We start from the raw sequence: 15,209 nt of genomic DNA, 5'->3' as shown, positions 1-15,209 counted from the left end.
CCGGGCAGTGACCGCCCGGGCCGACCGAAATCACGTGGATCGATATCGCGCGGCGGGCTATGGTCGCCGCATGATTTACCAGCATCCGTTGGCGTACCTGCTCGGGATCGAGGGCCTCGCACTCCTGCACGCGTGGGGCGGGGAGTACGACGAGGAGTTCACGCAGCGGCGGCTGGCCGAGGTACGGGCCCTGCTGGCCAACCCGGCGCTCACCGGGCACGAGGGGGTACCGGTCGGGCGGGGCGACACGCTCACCGGGTACCGGCAGTGGGCGGCGACCTACGACGAGCCGCGCAACAGCCTGTTCGACATCGACGAGCCGGTCGTGCACCGGCGCATCGAGGCGCTGCCGGTCGGCGACGCCCTCGACGCGGCCTGCGGTACGGGGAGGCACGCCGAGTACCTTGCCGGGCAAGGGTTCGCGGTGATCGGCGTGGACAGCTCGCCGGAGATGCTGGAGCGGGCCCGCAACCGGGTACCGTCCGGCGACTTCCGCCTGGGCGATCTGCGCGATCTGCCGCTCCCCGACGACAGCGTCGACCTCGTCGTCTCCGGTCTCGCACTGTCCCACTCGCCCTCGCTGGAGCCGGTGCTTACCGAGTTCGCCCGCGTCCTGCGCCCCGGCGGGCACGCGGTGATCTCCGACGCGCACTGCGAGATCGGCTTCCGCGGCTCCGTCCCGCACGCGCTCGGCCCGGACGGCGAGCCCGGCGTCGTCGCCACGTACCGGCACACCGCCGGCGACTTCGTACGCGCCGCGCTGGCCGCCGGGCTCCGGATCCGGGCATGCGAGGAGCCGCGCGGCTCGGGCACCGACCAGCCTCCACCGCCACCGCCGGTGCCTCTCGCGGAGGCGCACCCCGGCGACTGGGCCGGTTGGCCGTGGTCGCTCATCGCGCTGCTGCCCGAGGCGGCATGGGCCGCGTGGGCGGTACCCGCGGTCATCGTCTGGGACTTCGAGCTTCCCCCGGAGGGTCCCTAGCCGGCGTACACGAGCGCCCTCCGGCGGTGACAGTGGGCAGGTTCGTCGATACCCTGGGCAACATCGGGATCGGAGGCCGCGCTGAACCGCAGACCGCTCCATCAAGGGCTGACGGCCGGCGTCTCGACCCTGCTCGCGGTCACCGCCGGCGTCCTGACCAACGTCGCCACCTCCGGGTGGACCTGGCCGCTGGGCGCGGGGCTGCTGGTGCTGGCCGGCGGCTGGATCGGCTTCGAGGTCTGGCGCGCCGGCCGCAACAAGGCGGTCCCGGAGCCGCCGGGCGACGCTCGGCCGTCCAACCCGGGCCGCCCGGCGCAGCTGCCGCCCGACATCGGGAGCTTCACCGGCCGGGCGTCCGAGGTCGACCAGCTCGTGGGCATCGTGGACGAGATGGCCGGCGGCGGGGCGGTGGCGGTCTTCGTCATCGACGGCATGGCGGGGATCGGCAAGACCTCGCTCGCCGTGCACGCCGCCCACCGGCTCGCGGACCGGTTCCCCGACGGCTGCCTGTTCCTGGACCTGCACGGGTACACCGAGTCGGTCCCGCCGGTCGAGCCCACCCAGGCGCTGCAACGGCTCTTGCGGGCCGCGGGCGTGCCCGGCGAGCACATCCCGGCCGAGCTCGACGACCAGGCCGCGCTCTGGCGCAGCCGGATGACCGGCCGGCGGGTGCTCATGGTGCTCGACAACGCGCGGGCCGCCGAGCAGGTCCGGCCGCTGCTGCCGGCGAGCCCGGGATGCCTGGTCCTGGTCACCAGCCGGCGGCGGCTGCCGGCGCTCGACGACGCCCGGTCGCTGTCGCTCGACGCGCTGTCCGCCGCGGAGGCCGTCACGCTGTTCGGGCGGGTCAGCGGGCCGGAGCGCATCCGCGACCAGGACGACGTCGTCCGGCGGGTCGTCGAGCACTGCGGCCGGCTCCCGCTCGCCCTGCGCATCGCCGGGGCGCGGCTGCGGGCGCGGCCCACCTGGACCCTCACCCACCTCGCCGGCCTGCTGGCCGACCAGGCCGCGGTCGTCGACCGGCTGGACGACGGCGAGCGCAGCGTGGTGGCCGCGCTCGCGCTGTCGCTCGAGGATCTCGACGCCGACCGGCGGCGGGTCTTCCGCCGGCTCAGCCTGCACCCCGGCACCGAGGTCGACGCCGGTGCCGCGGCGGCCCTCGACGGCGTGGACGAGGCGCGGGCCGGGCGGGTGCTGGAGAACCTGTTCGACGCCCACCTGCTGCTGCAGCCGGCCACCGGACGGTACCGATTCCACGATCTCGTCCGGGCCTACTCCGCGCGCCTGGAGCGCGCCGAGGAGCCCGACGACCTGCGCCGCGCCGGTCTGAACCGGCTCTTCGACCACTACACCGCCACCACCGCCGCCGCCGTGGCGCTCCTGCACCCGGCCGGCGGCGGCCAGTCGCCCCGGCCGCCCTCGTTCGGCACGCCGGAGGCGGCCCTGGCCTGGCTCGACGCCGAGCGGGCCAACCTGGTCGCGATCAGCGGTTCCGCCACCGCGCACGACCGTCCCGACGTCGCGGTCCGGCTCTCGGCGATCCTGCGCCGGTACCTGCAGTACGGCGGCTACCACGCGGACGGCCTCGCGATCCACGGCGCCGCCCGCGACGCGGCCCGCGCCGGCGGCGACCGGGCCGCGGAGGCCGACGCCACCAACGACCTCGCCGTGACGCTCGAGGGCCAGGGCCGGTACGCCCGGGCCGCCGAGCACCTGCGGGAGGCCCTCGATCTCGCCACCGGGCTCGGCGACGCGACCCGGCAGGCGCACGCGCTGGAGCGCCTCGGCTACGTGCACTGGCGCAGCGGGCCGTACGACGTCGCGGCCGACTACCTGGGGCGCGCCCTCGCCATCGCCCGGCAGCTCGGCGACCCCGCTCGGGAGGCGGCCGCGCTGGACGCGCTGGGCCTGCTCCGCGAACGGCAGGGCCGCGACGACGAGGCCGCCGAGCTGTTCCACACGGCCCTGCGCCTGTTCCGCGGGGTGGCCGACCGGGCGAGCGAGGCCGACGCGCTCAACAGCCTCGGCTGCATCAGCTCGCGCCAGGGCCGGCACGAGACCGCCGCCGGCCATCTCCGGGAGGCCATCGCCATCCACCGGAGCATCGGCAGCCGGATCGGCGAGGCCCACGCGACGAACGACCTGGGCGTGACCCACCTCCGGCAGGGCCGCCCCGACGAGGCGGCCCGGCTGCACGAGCGCGCGCTGGCCGTGTTCACGGCGGCCGGTGACCGCGGCGGGCAGAGCGAGGCCCACAACGGGCTCGGCCGGGCGCTGCTCGCGGCCGGCGAGACGGCGCGGGCGGGGCGCGAGCACCGGGCGGCCCTGGCCCTCGCCGCCGAGACCGGCGACCGGTTCGAGGAGGCCCGGGCCCACACCGACCTCGCGCACGTCCAGGAGACGCTGGGCAACCCCGCCGAGGCGGCCCTCCACCGGCGGTCGGCCCGGGCCATCCACCAGGCCCTCGGCCTCGCCGTCGCGGAGGACGTCACCTGACCGGGACCCGCGGCGGGTGATGACGGGGCAGGGGGCCGGGCCGACCGTTGCGGGTATGGCGTTCTTCGACGGGTTCGAGGAGTTCGACATCGCCGCGGCGGGGACGACGATCCACGGCCGCCGCGGTGGCAGCGGGCCGCCGGTACTGCTGCTGCACGGCATTCCCGAGACGCACCTCATGTGGCGGGAGGTGGCGCCGCGCCTGGCCGAGGAGTACACCGTCGTCGCCACCGACCTGCGCGGGTACGGCGACAGCGGCAAGCCGCCGAGCACGCCCGACCACGAGCCGTACAGCATGCGCGCCATCGGCCGCGACCAGCTCGAGGTCATGGCGGCGCTCGGCTTCGACCGGTTCGCCGTGGCCGGGCACGACCGCGGGGCGCGGTGCGCGTACCGGCTCGCGCTCGACCACCCGGAGGCGGTCGAGCGGCTCGCGGTCATGGATGTCGTACCCGTCGGCGCCGCGTACGACCGTGCGGACCGCGACTTCAGCCTGGCGTACTGGCAGTGGTCGTTCCTGGCCGCGCCCGAGCCGGTGCCGGAGCGGTTCCTCGACGCGGCCCCGGCGAACCTGGTCGAGCACATGCTCGACGCGTGGACCGCGGTGCCCGGCGCCGTCCCGGCCGACGTGCGGGCCGAGTACATCGCGAAGTTCCGCGACCCGGCCACCGTGCACGCGGTGTGCGAGGAGTTCCGGGCCTCGGCGACGCTGGACTTCGAGCACGACGAGGCCGACCGCGGACAGCGGACCATCAAGTGCCCGGTCCTGGTGCTGTGGGCCGAGCACGGCGCGGTCGCGCAGCTCTACGACGACCCGCTCGAGGTGTGGCGCGAGTGGGCCGGCGACGTGCACGGCGGGCCGATCGCGGCCGGGCACTTCATCCCGGAGGAGTCACCCCGGGACACCACCCAGCGGCTCCTCTCGTTCCTGAACCATGGCTGAGGTCCGGTACGGGTTCGCCGACGTGGACGGGCTCGCGGTGCACTACCGCGAGGCCGGGCCCACCGGCGCGCCCGTGCTCCTGCTGCTGCACGGCTACCCGTCGGCGGGCCACATGTACCGCGACCTGATCCCGCTGCTGGCCGACCGCTTCCGCCTCGTCGCGCCCGACCTGCCCGGCTTCGGCCGGTCCGGGCCGCCGGCGCGGAACACCTTCGAGCACCTCACCGACGTCGTCGACCGGTTCACCGAGGTGCTCGGCCTGCGGGAGTTCGCGTTGTACCTGTTCGACTACGGCGCGCCCGTGGGGTTCCGGCTCGCGGCGCGGCACCCCGCGCGCGTCACCGCGATCGTCTCGCAGAACGGCAACGCCTACGAGGACGGGCTCAGCGACGCGTGGGCGCCGATCCGCGCGTACTGGCGCGACCCGTCGGCCGCGAACCGGGCGGCGCTGCGCACGATGCTGGCCCCGGAGACGACGATCTGGCAGTACACCCAGGGCGCCGCCGACCCGTCGCGCGTCGGACCCGACGGCTACGAGCTGGACAACCACTACCTGGCCCGGCCCGGCGCCGGCGAGATCCAGCTCGACCTGCTGCTCGACTACGCGAGCAACGTGGCGAGCTACCCCGACTTCCACGCGTACTTCCGCGCCCACCGCCCGCCGCTGCTGGCGATCTGGGGCCGCAACGACCCGTTCTTCCTGCCGGCGGGGGCCGAGGCGTTCCGGCGCGACCTGCCCGGGGCCGAGGTGCGGCTCCTGGACGCCGGGCACTTCGCCCTGGAGACCCACGCCGAACCGATCGCCGCCGCGGTGCGCGAGTTCCTGTCTCACGCGTTGACGCGCACCCACGCAGCGGCCTCGGGCTCGGGCCGGGGCCGGGCGTAGAGGTTACCCCGCCGGCCGCCCGACGAGCCGGTGCACGGCCCCCTCCGCCCCGGCTATTCGGTCGTGGCGGGGCGTTGTCTAGGGTGACCCGATGGAATCGTCTGCCGTCGAGCCGTTGTCGATCGGGGTACAGATCGGGCTGCGCGTGCCCGTCATCCTCGTGGCGCTCGCGGGCGTGCTCGTCGCGCTGCTCATGATCAAACGGCTGGGCGCGCTCAGCGGGATCCTGGCGGCGGGCGGGAGCCTGCTGATCGCGGCCGACCAGGCGGCGACCATCGCGTGGGTGCTGCACCTGCGGTCGATGACGTCGGGCGGCGACCTCGACATCGACACGTACAACACGGTCGCCAACGCGTATCTGGTCGCCGACGCCGTGCTCATCACCATCGGCGTGGGCCTGGTGGTGGCGTCCTTCCTGACGCACCGCCCCTCCCCGCCCGGCCCGGCGGCACCGCCCGTGTTCGCGCCGCCACCACCGGTGCAGATCCCCCCTCCGCGTCTCTGACCGGAGGTGGCGCGTTGACCACGGACAGCGACACCTGGCAGCGGCCGATGCCCGACGCCCGCCGGCTGCGCATCGACATCGCCATCGGCCTCGCCGTCGCCGTCATGGCGCTGGCCAACCTGACCCTGACCCGCAGCGTCGGGGCGTTCATCGGGCACCCGCCCGGCCTGGCCGAGCAGGTCGTCTGGGCCCTGCTGTGCACGCTGCCGCTGGGCTGGCGCCGCCGCCGGCCCGACGCCGTGGCCGTGATCGTCTCCGTCGCCTTCATCGCCGGCCAGACCCGCTACGCCCCGGAGCAGCAGCTCACCACCGGCGCCCTGTTCGCGGCGATCTACACCCTGGGCGCGTGGGGCCCCAACCACCGCCGCTCCCAGTGGCTGCGCGCCGGCATCATCGCCGGGATGTTCATCTGGCTCGGCATCTCCTACCTCATCGCCCTGCCGCACCTGTCCGCGGCCGAGTTCGTCAAGGCCGACGGCCCGGTCTCGCCGATCCTGGCCGCGCTCATCAACGGCGTGCTCGTCAACGTCCTGTACTTCGGCTTCGCGTACTACTTCGGCGAGATCGCCTGGACCGCGGAGCGCCGCCGCCACCTGGTCGAGGCCCAGGCCGCCGAGCTCGTGGCCGCCCACGAGGAGGAGGCCGCGCGCACGGTACTGCACGAGCGCCTGCGCATCGCCCGCGAGCTCCACGACGTGGTCGCGCACCACGTGTCGGTCATGGGCGTGCAGGCCTCGGCCGCCCGGCGCGTCTTCGACCGCGACCCGCCGAAGGCGAAGGAGGCCCTGGCCGCGGTCGAGCAGAGCGCCCGGACGGCGGTGGACGAGCTCCACCGCATGCTGGGCCTGCTCCGCCACGCCGACCCGGAGCCCCCGCCGCCGCCTTCCGCCGCGCCCGGCGGCACCCCGGACTCCTCCCCCGCGACCGCCCCCGCCGCCGTCGGCCTGCACCGCCTCCCCGAGCTGCTGGACTCCGTGCGCCACGCGGGCCTGGAGACGACCCTGGGCGTCTTCGGCGACGAGGTCGACCTGCCGGAGTCGCTGTCCCTGGCCGGCTACCGGATCGTCCAGGAGGCCGCCACGAACACCCTGAAACACGCGGGCGCCACCAAACTGGACGTGCGGATCCGTTTCCACACCGACGAGCTCGAGCTCGACGTCGCCGACAACGGCCACGGGCCGGTCCGCCGCACGACGGGGGGCCTGGGCCTGATCGGCATGCGTGAGCGCGTGGCCGCGCACGCCGGCACGCTGGAGACGGGCCCGCGAGCGGGCGGCCCGGGCTTCCGCGTGCGCGCCCGCTTCCCGCTGGCCCGCCCCGGCCCGGCCACCCTCGGACCGGTCGCGCCGGGGACGTCCTAGCCGTCGCTCGGAGGTGGTTGGAGCTCGGGGTCAGCTCCGCCCGCTGCCGTTGCAACTGACGCACACCTTGCGGCCGCGGCAGGTTTCACATGTCGCGCGGATGTCGCCGCCGGTCTTTCCCTCGCCGTTGCACCCGGGACAGCGCCCGCGGCCCTGGCACGTTGCGCACACTGCCATATTTACTCCTACGGGTGCGGCACTCGCTCGACGGTACGCTGACCTTTCTAACCGCCGACCGATCCGAGCACGATCGGCGGCACCGGAATTCAGCCGATCGCCGCCGTACCAAAGCCGATCTGCACGCTCCCACGAACGATCCGCCTACGCTTTCCGGTTCCCTTGCCTCGCCCCAGCCCCCCTCGGGCCCGTGCACCACGGCGGCAGGCCCGGGCCCCACCAGACTCCTCCCCCACCGTCCATTGTGGAATGCCGGGCCGGTTCAGGCGGCGGACCCCGGCGGCGGAACCGCGGGTCGGTGTGCCACCGCTCCTCCAGGCCCGGGGCCAGGCGGCGCGCGGCGGTGTACAGCAGCGGGCGGCCCAGCAGGCAGGAGCCCAGCAGGAGCACGGCCGCCAGGCCGTCGATCCTCCGGCGCGTGACGGCCACCCACGTGACCCGGGCCAGGGCCGCGCCGCCGCCGGCCGCGAGCGCCGGCAGGAGGTCCAGGCCGGCCGCGCGCGCCGCGTAGTAGACCGCGCCCGGCAGCGCGACGTCCCAGAGCAGGCTGAGCAGCAGTGTCCGCCGTTCCATCTCATCGCCAATCGCCGATAAGATACCGTCAGTATCTTGTGGACACTACGGCATAAGATACGGCCGGTATCCAAGGAGGGGATCGTGACCGTTCGCCGGCGGGGTGCGGAGCTCGAGGAGGCGGTCCTGCGCGCCGCGGCCGAGGTGCTGACCGAGGCCGGGTACGCCGGCCTGACCATGGACGCGGTCGCCCTGCGCGCCGGGACCAGCAAGAACGTCATCTACCGGCGGTGGCCGAGCCGGGCCGCGCTGAGCGTCGCCGCGTACCTTCGCCTGCTGCCCACCGACCCGCAGCTCACCCCGGACACGGGGGCCCTGCGCACCGACGCCCTGGCCCTGCTCACCCGGGCCAACGAGCGAATGGCGGCGCCGGCCGGAAAGATCCTGCGCGAGCTCGTCACCGACCTGCAGGACGACCCGGAGCGGGCCCGTGAGCTGCGCGACCGGGTGGTGGCGGCCGGCGTCGAGCCCTGGCTGGCCGTCGTCGCCCGCGCCGTCGAGCGCGGCGAGGCCGGGCCGGCCGCGCTGGCCCCGCGCGTGGCGACCGTCGCCGTCGACCTGCTGCGCAACGAGTTCGGCCTGTACGGGGTCGCCGCGGTGCCGGCGGAGACCATCGCGGAGATCGTCGAGCGGGTGTACGTCCCGCTGATCCATTCCACCGCTGTAGGGAAGGCGACTGCGATCGAGGGCCGCGAGCGGGACAGTGGGCGCCAGCATCGACCCTAGTCGATAGGAGTGTTCATGCTTCCACGCCCCCGCCAGGTCGTCGCCGTCGTCGTGGCCGTGCTGGCCGCCCTGCTGCTCGTCCCTGTGTCACCGGCCGCGGCCGCCACCGCCGACCGGTTCGGGTTCGCCCTGGTCGACAACCCGACCGTGCCGCTCTGGACCGCGCTGAACCCCGCCTACTCCTACGGACCCGGCGCCACCGGCGGCCGGGTCGCCCCCGGCCGGTTCCTCGTGCGCTTCCCCGGCGTCGGGACCGGCGCGCGCGGCAACGTGCACGTGACCGCCGTCGCCGCCGACGGCCGGTTCTGTGAGACCGTCCGCTGGTACTCCTCCGGCCTCGACGAGATCGTCGACGTCCAGTGCTTCAAGCCCGGCGGCGGCCCGGCCGACACCCCGTTCACGGTGCTGTGGACGGTCAGCTCCGGCATCCTGCTCGGCGGCCCCGGCGCCTACGCCTCCGTCCAGGTGGTCTCGAACGCCGTCGCCCAGTCGTACAACTCCGCCGGCGGCGCGGTGACCGCCACGCCGGTGGGGATCGGGATCTACGCCCTGCGCTTCACCGGCGTCGGCGACCCCTCCGGCGTCCTGGCCGGCAACGTGCAGGTCACCGCCGGCCAGCCCAACGCCCAGCCGCGCCGGTGCAAGATCCTGCGCTGGGGCACGTCGGGAACGGACGTCATCGTGTACGTCACCTGCCACGACCCGGCCACCGGCGCCGCGCTGAACAGCGACTTCACCGCGTCGTTCCACCGGGAGCGCTCGGTCTACGCGTCGTTCGGGCCCCCGAAGTACTTCGGGTACCTTTCGACACCGTTCGGCGGGCCGACGAACTACTCGTACCCGCTCGGCGTGGGCGCCAACGGCTTCGGCCCGTCGGGCCCGGGCACGTACACCGTCAAGTTCCCGCTGCTGCACGAGAAGGAGACCACCGCCCACGTGACCGCCATCGGCGACGGCCCCGTGTACTGCACGATCCAGAAGGTCTGGGCCCGCGTCGGCAGCGACGCCGTCGTGCCGGTCGCGTGCTTCGCCAACAGTGGCGCGCCCGAGAAGAGCGAGTTCAGCGTTACCTTCTCGTCCAGCGTGTGATGCGCTAACGTCTCGCGGACCATGGGACATGTACTGGCCCGGCTGGCCGGGCACGGGGTGGTGCTGCTGGGGTACTGGCCGTACACCTACGCGCGCCACCCCTCCGCGCCGGACGCCGTCGAGGTCACCAACTGGCGGCCCGGCGGCCCGGCGACGGCGGTCGTCGACCCGGCCCGGCCGCAGGGCGCGGACGGGATCGTCGACGTCGAGCCGGGGCCGGACCATCCGTACTGGGTCATCGAGACCACGGCGTTCAAGGCGGTCTGGCCGGAGGGCTTCACCATCGACTCCGGCGACGGGGCGCCGTTCTATCTCAACGGCCCGGACGGCGGAACGATCTACGTCTCCGGGCCGGCCGCCGTCGAGGACCCGCGCACGGCCCTGGTCGCGGCGTACCAGGCGGTCGAGGCCGACCGCACCCTCGCCGGCGGCGTCCGCGTGCTGGACCTGACCTACGAGCACGAGGGCGAGACGTGGTGGCAGGGCCGGTACCTGCGCCCGCACGGCACCCAGGGCCGCGTGCTCGTCTTCACCGCCCAGTCGCGGGCGGCCGGGCGCGGACCGACCCGCCACGGCCTCGAGTGGATGCTGGGCCTGGTCTGATGCTGGTACGGCTGCTCGGGCCGGTCGACGTCACCGTCGGCGGGCAGGTGCACGCCCTCGCCGGACTGCGGCGCAAGGCCGTGCTCGCCGTGCTCGGGCTGCACCGCGGCGCCGTCGTCGGCGTCGAGCGGATCGCCGCGCTCGCGTGGGAGGACGGCGACGCCGAGGTGGCGCCGAACACCGTGCAGCGGCACGTGTCCGGGCTGCGCGAGGTACTGCAGGACCGGCACGCCATCGAGTCCCGCCCGCCCGGCTATGTGCTGCACGCCCCGACCGACCTCGCGCTGGTCGAGGAGCACGTGCGGGCCGGGCGCGCGGCCGGGGCGGCGCGGACGGCGGCCGGGCACTTCCGGGCCGCGCTCGAGCTGTGGCGCGGGCCGTCGCTGGACGGCCTGGAGCTGGACTGGCTGCGTGCGCAGGGCCGGCGCCTCGACGAGCTGCGCCGCGACGTGCGCCTCGACCTGCTCGACGCGCGGCTGCGCCTCGGCGAGCACGACGCGCTGGTGCCGGAGCTGGCGGCGCTGGCCGCGGAGCACCCGTTCGACGAGCGGGTCCACGGGCAGCTGATGGCCGCGCTGTACCAGGGCGGGCGGCCGGGCGAGGCGATCGCGGTCTACGAACGGCTCGAGGAGGCCCTCGACCGGGAGCTCGGCCTGCGCCCCGGCGCCGAGCTGCGGGCCCGGCGGCAGGCGATGTCGGCGCTGCCCGTGACCCGCCCGGCGCAGCTGCCGGCCGCCGTGCGCGGGTTCGCGGGCCGGGCCGCGGAGCTCGACGCGCTCGACGCTTTCGATGCCCAGGAGGGCGTCGCGGTCGTCTCCGGCACCGCCGGGGTCGGCAAGACGGCCCTCGCGCTGTTCTGGGCGCACCGGGCGGCCCCGCGGTTCCCCGATGGGCAGTTGTACCTCAACCTGCTCGGATTCGACCCCGCCGGTGCCGCGGTCCGGCCCGGGGACGTCCTCGCGGTGCTGCTGGAGGCGCTGGGGGTGCCGGCTCAGCAGCTGCCGAACCAGCAGCCGGAACGCGAGGAACTGTATCGATCCGTGGTCGCCGGGCGGCGCCTGCTCATCGTGCTCGACAACGCCCGCGACGCCGAGCAGGTGCGGCCCCTGCTGCCGGGCGCGGGCCCGTCGCTGGTGCTCGTGACCAGCCGCGACCGCCTCGCCACGCTGACCGGGCACGCGATCTCGCTGGGGCTGATGACCACCGGCGAGGCGCGGGACCTGCTGCGGCGGCGGCTCGGCGAGACGCGGACGGCGGCCGAGCCCGACGCGGCCGACGACATCATCGGCCTGTGCGCGCGGCTGCCCCTCGCGATGAGCGTCGCCGCGGCCCAGGCCGTCGCCCGGCCCGGCGTCGCGCTGCACCGGCTCGCGGCCGAGCTGCGCGACGCGGCCCGCCGCTGGCACGTGCTCAACGGCGGCGACCCGGTCTCCGACGTGCGGGCGGTGCTGTCCTGGTCGTACCGGGCCCTGGGCCCCGGCGCGGCGCGGCTGTTCCGGCTCATCGGCGCGCACCCCGGCCCCGAGTTCGGCGTCGCCGCCGCCGCGAGCCTTGCCGGGGTGCCGCCCGCGACCGCGACGGACCTGCTGGGCGAGCTGGTCCGGGCGAGCCTGCTCGCCGAGCCGGAGCCGGGCCGGTTCACGCTGCACGACCTGCTGCGGGAGTACGCCCGCGAGCTCGCCGCCCGCGACGGCGACGACGGCGCCGGCCGCCGGGTGCTCGACCACTACCTGCACACCGCGATCGCCGCGGCCCTCGCCATCAACCCGTCCTGGCTCCCGGTCGCCCCGCCCCCGGCCGCGCCGGGCGTCGTGCTCCCCGGCCCCGGGACCGGGCTGGAATGGCTCCTGGCCGAGCGGGCGAACCTGCTCGCCGCCGTCCACGCCGGACCGGACGTCCACGCCTGGCAGCTCGCCTGGACCCTCACCGACTTCCTCGAACGGCAGGGCCGGTGGGACGACTGGCAGGCCGCGCACACCGCCGGCCGGGGCGCGGCCGAGCGCCTGGGCGACGCGCGGGCGCTCGCACACCTGCACCGGGGCCTCGGGCGACTGCGAATGTGGCAGCGTCGGTACCCGGAGTCGCGCGCCCTGCTCACCGAGGCCCTCGGGCGCTTCCGGACCCTCGGCGACCGGCACGGCGAGTCACGGACCGAGCACAACCTCTGCCAGCTCGCCGACCGCGACGGCCGCCTGCCCGACGCGGCCGCGCACGCCCAGCGCTCCCTCGACCTGTGCCGGGGGCTCGGCGACGAGGCCGACGTGGCCAAGGAGCTCAACGCCCTCGCCTGGTGCCGCATGGAGCTGGGCGACCTCGAGGCCGCCCGGGCCGCCGCCGAGGAGGCCGCCGCGATCTACCGCGGCTTCGCCGACCCGGCTCAGGAGGGCGCGGCCCAGCACACCCTCGGCGACATCCACCGCCGGCTCGGCGACTTCGCCGCGGCCGCCGCCTGCTACGAGCGCGCCCTGGAGCTCTCCGGCGGCGTGGGCGACCGCTTCGCCGAGGCCCTGGCGCTGGACGGTCTCGGCGACGCCCGCGCGGCCCTGGACGGTGACGACCGCGCGGCCCGGCCGCTGTGGCGGCGCGCCCTGCGGATCCTGACGGACCTCGACCGCGCCGAGGCGGACGGGGTCCGCGCCAAGCTGCCGGTCAGCGGGCGGCCTTCGGCCTGAACACGCGGTACGAGTTGGCGGTGGCGGTCACGACGGCGGCGATGAGCACCACCCAGACGACGATGGGGCTGAAGCCGCTGCCGGCCTCGGCGCGGCCCTGCGCGGTCTGCACGAGGGACCCGCTGTTGGCGATGTCGACCTCGGGCAGCGGGATCGGGGGCAGCTCGCCGAACCGGACGAGGTTGGTGCTCTCCAGCATCGACAGGTGGCCCTCGACGACGGTGTTCGCCTCCTGCGCGACCTTGCGGACGATCTCGTTGCGGGTGCCGGAGCGGACCGCGGCGATGATGGGGAAGATCTTGCCGTGGGCGGCCCGCAGCCGGGTCACGAAGATCTGGTCGAACTCCTGGTTGGAGGAGGCGCCGCGCATCTCGTCGAGCCAGCCGGTCTGCTGGGCGGTCGGCGTGGTGGGCAGCGTGACGCCCAGCTGGTTGGCCGCGTCCACGACGTCCTGGTCCAGCTTGACGTGCTGCTGGGCGATCATGGACCCGATCTGGCGGACCACCGGGTGCGCGCCGCGCTCGGCGGCCGATGCGTGGCAGGCAGGCGGAAAACGATCTGACCCTGACCCGGAGCGGTCGCGAGGTGCGCCCCCGGCGCCGCCCGATGCCGGTGGCCGCCGCGGCGGTCGCGGTCGCCGTGCTGCTGCCGGTCGCCACGTACACGCACGCCGGCCGGCTGGCGACCGCCTACGTGTTCGTCGTCCTGCACTACTACATCGGCGTCGTCGCGCTGGTCGCGCTGTCCCTGACGGTGATGGCCGGCCTGGCCTCCACCGACCGCCTGGTGCTGCGGATCGGCCAGCGCGTCCTGCTGCAGACGGCGCACCGGGCGACGGCCATCGTCGCGATTGTCGCGCTGGGCGTGCACATCGCGGTGAAGGTACTCGAGGCGCCCGTCCCGGACGGCACGGCCGACGGCGGCGCCGGGCGCCTGTCGGTAGACTGGAGCAGCTGCGCCGGCCACGGCCTGTGCGCCCACGTCCTGCCGGAGCTGATCCGCCTCGACGAGAACGGCTTCCCCACCATCCCGACGCCGCGGTGCCGTCGTGGCTGGAGGCCCAGGCCCGCCGCGCCGCCGACATGTGCCCCGCGCTCGCCCTGCGGCTCGGCGGCTCCTCCGGCCACGACTCCCCGCGCCCCGATCGCGCGGCACCGCGGCGGCGGGAGATCACCGGCGGCTGACGCCGGCCGGCGCCGCCGCGCCCCCGGTGATCACAGGTAGCTGACGCCGGTCAGCGACTCGGCCGCCGCCCACAGCCGCGCGCCGACCGCCGGATCGGCCGCCTCCCGGCTCAGCCGCGCCTCGACGACCGGCCCCCGCGTCTCCCCCAGCCGGGCCGGCCCGAAGAACTGCCCGCCCCGCACATCCGGCCCGGTCGCCGCGCGCAGCTGCGGCTGGGCGCCCTCCTCCACCGGCTGCGTCAGCAGCAGCCCGGCCCGCGCCATCAGCCGCCCGGCCCGGCCGCGGTGCTCCCAGGCCCGCGGCGTCAGGTTGGTGCGGGTCAGCCCCGGGTGGGCCAGCACGCTGAGGATCGGCGAGCCGGCCGCGCGCAGCCGGCGGTCCAGCTCGACCCCGAAGACCGTGGTGGCGAGCTTGGACCGGCCGTAGGCGGCCGCGGCCCGGTACCGGCGCTCGAACATCAGGTCGTCGAAGTCGAGGTGCGCGTTCCTGTGGGTGATCGAGCTGAGACTGACGACCCGGGCCGCCTTCGCCGCGGCCAGGTTGTCCAGCAGCAGCCCGGTCAGTGCGAAGGGCCCGAGCATGTTGGTCCCGAGGTGCAGCTCGAACCCGTCCGCGGTGGTCCGGCGCGGCCCGAGCAGCACCGCGCCGGCGTTGTTGACGAGCAGTTCGACCGCCCCCAGGCCGGCCGCGAAGGCCCGGACGGAGGCGAGGGAGGCGAGGTCGAGCTCGCGCACCTCGACGTCCCCGCCGATCCGGCGGGCGGCCTCCGCCCCGGCGGCGGTGTTGCGCACGGCGAGCACGACGTGGGCGCCGCGGCGGGCCAGCTCGGCCGCGGTGACGAGGCCAAGGCCCGAGTTCGCGCCGGTCACGACGGCGGTCGATCCGTTCATCTGCTGCTCCTGGTGGTGGTCATGCGGGGCCGGACGGACTCCGAGGCTAGGAGCACCGCGGCCGAGTTCGGTCGTACGCCGTTGCCTAGGTCTGCGGGTCCTACCCGCCGCGCCCGGCGCG

13 protein-coding genes and 1 pseudogene are annotated in these 15,209 nt (G+C 75.4%); 11 read left to right on the top strand and 3 right to left on the bottom strand.

Features of this window, described 5'->3' with window-relative positions:
* Positions 1-70: 70 nt before the first annotated feature.
* From AB0B76_RS37230 to AB0B76_RS37205, 6 genes are all read left to right on the top strand, one after another.
* A complete protein-coding gene (locus AB0B76_RS37230) occupies positions 71-982 on the top strand; it encodes a class I SAM-dependent methyltransferase (protein ID WP_360384466.1) in 912 nt (303 codons plus the stop codon).
* 207 nt (positions 983-1,189) lie between these two features.
* Entirely contained in the window at positions 1,190-3,478 is a 2,289-nt protein-coding gene (locus AB0B76_RS37225; RefSeq protein WP_360384464.1) for a tetratricopeptide repeat protein, read from the top strand.
* 55 nt (positions 3,479-3,533) lie between these two features.
* Complete coding sequence (locus tag AB0B76_RS37220; protein WP_360384462.1) at positions 3,534-4,421, top strand: alpha/beta hydrolase; 888 nt, start codon at positions 3,534-3,536, stop codon at positions 4,419-4,421.
* Positions 4,414-5,307, top strand: coding sequence for an alpha/beta hydrolase (locus AB0B76_RS37215; RefSeq protein WP_360384460.1), 894 nt, complete (start codon positions 4,414-4,416; stop codon positions 5,305-5,307). The genes AB0B76_RS37220 and AB0B76_RS37215 overlap by 8 nt, the downstream gene beginning before the upstream one ends.
* 91 nt (positions 5,308-5,398) lie before the next feature.
* Entirely contained in the window at positions 5,399-5,812 is a 414-nt protein-coding gene (locus AB0B76_RS37210; RefSeq protein ID WP_360384458.1) for a hypothetical protein, read from the top strand.
* A gap of 14 nt (positions 5,813-5,826) precedes the next feature.
* Positions 5,827-7,173, top strand: coding sequence for a sensor histidine kinase (locus tag AB0B76_RS37205; RefSeq protein WP_360384456.1), 1,347 nt, complete (start codon positions 5,827-5,829; stop codon positions 7,171-7,173).
* Between the two features lie 321 nt (positions 7,174-7,494).
* On the opposite strand, the gene AB0B76_RS37200 is transcribed toward AB0B76_RS37205, so the two are convergent.
* Positions 7,495-7,923, bottom strand: a complete 429-nt coding sequence (locus tag AB0B76_RS37200) for a hypothetical protein (protein WP_360384454.1) — start codon at positions 7,921-7,923, stop codon at positions 7,495-7,497.
* Positions 7,924-8,007: 84 nt separating this feature from the next.
* Between AB0B76_RS37200 and AB0B76_RS37195 the strand changes: the two genes are divergently transcribed.
* From AB0B76_RS37195 to AB0B76_RS37180, 4 genes are read left to right on the top strand one after another with little or no spacing between them, the layout of a single operon-like run.
* Positions 8,008-8,649, top strand: a complete 642-nt coding sequence (locus AB0B76_RS37195) for a TetR/AcrR family transcriptional regulator (protein WP_360384452.1) — start codon at positions 8,008-8,010, stop codon at positions 8,647-8,649.
* A gap of 15 nt (positions 8,650-8,664) precedes the next feature.
* Positions 8,665-9,738, top strand: a complete 1,074-nt coding sequence (locus AB0B76_RS37190; protein ID WP_360384450.1) for a hypothetical protein — start codon at positions 8,665-8,667, stop codon at positions 9,736-9,738.
* A gap of 21 nt (positions 9,739-9,759) precedes the next feature.
* Positions 9,760-10,341, top strand: coding sequence for a hypothetical protein (locus tag AB0B76_RS37185; RefSeq protein ID WP_360384448.1), 582 nt, complete (start codon positions 9,760-9,762; stop codon positions 10,339-10,341).
* Positions 10,341-13,013, top strand: a complete 2,673-nt coding sequence (locus tag AB0B76_RS37180) for a BTAD domain-containing putative transcriptional regulator (RefSeq protein ID WP_360384446.1) — start codon at positions 10,341-10,343, stop codon at positions 13,011-13,013. Before AB0B76_RS37185 ends, AB0B76_RS37180 begins: the two co-directional genes overlap by 1 nt.
* Here AB0B76_RS37180 and AB0B76_RS37175 read toward each other — a convergent pair.
* A pseudogene (locus tag AB0B76_RS37175) lies at positions 12,991-13,530 on the bottom strand (DUF4142 domain-containing protein); the annotation flags it as partial. The gene AB0B76_RS37180 and the pseudogene AB0B76_RS37175 sit on opposite strands and share 23 nt — an antisense overlap.
* Before the next feature lie 68 nt (positions 13,531-13,598).
* On the opposite strand from AB0B76_RS37175, the gene AB0B76_RS37170 reads away from it, so the two are divergent.
* Entirely contained in the window at positions 13,599-14,237 is a 639-nt protein-coding gene (locus tag AB0B76_RS37170) for a ferredoxin (RefSeq protein WP_360384444.1), read from the top strand.
* Here the strand turns inward: AB0B76_RS37170 and AB0B76_RS37165 are convergent.
* Entirely contained in the window at positions 14,228-15,088 is an 861-nt protein-coding gene (locus tag AB0B76_RS37165) for an oxidoreductase (RefSeq protein WP_360384442.1), read from the bottom strand. The two genes, AB0B76_RS37170 and AB0B76_RS37165, sit on opposite strands and share 10 nt — an antisense overlap.
* Positions 15,089-15,209 lie beyond the last annotated feature (121 nt).

The sequence above is a fragment of the Dactylosporangium sp. NPDC049140 genome, from assembly GCF_040648435.1.
Note: the sequence above shows the minus strand (reverse complement) of the source record. Positions and strands in the feature narration are given on the sequence as shown.

Bases quoted from the DNA above. Each gene is read 5' to 3' on its own strand.
- AB0B76_RS37230 (WP_360384466.1), top strand. From the start codon at position 71: ATGATTTACCAGCATCCGTTGGCGTACCTGCTCGGGATCGAGGGCCTC.
- AB0B76_RS37220 (WP_360384462.1), top strand. From the start codon at position 3,534: ATGGCGTTCTTCGACGGGTTCGAGGAGTTCGACATCGCCGCGGCGGGG.
- AB0B76_RS37215 (WP_360384460.1), top strand. From the start codon at position 4,414: ATGGCTGAGGTCCGGTACGGGTTCGCCGACGTGGACGGGCTCGCGGTG.
- AB0B76_RS37210 (WP_360384458.1), top strand. From the start codon at position 5,399: ATGGAATCGTCTGCCGTCGAGCCGTTGTCGATCGGGGTACAGATCGGG.
- AB0B76_RS37200 (WP_360384454.1), bottom strand. From the start codon at position 7,923: ATGGAACGGCGGACACTGCTGCTCAGCCTGCTCTGGGACGTCGCGCTG.
- AB0B76_RS37190 (WP_360384450.1), top strand. From the start codon at position 8,665: ATGCTTCCACGCCCCCGCCAGGTCGTCGCCGTCGTCGTGGCCGTGCTG.
- AB0B76_RS37185 (WP_360384448.1), top strand. From the start codon at position 9,760: ATGGGACATGTACTGGCCCGGCTGGCCGGGCACGGGGTGGTGCTGCTG.
- AB0B76_RS37180 (WP_360384446.1), top strand. From the start codon at position 10,341: ATGCTGGTACGGCTGCTCGGGCCGGTCGACGTCACCGTCGGCGGGCAG.
- AB0B76_RS37165 (WP_360384442.1), bottom strand. From the start codon at position 15,088: ATGAACGGATCGACCGCCGTCGTGACCGGCGCGAACTCGGGCCTTGGC.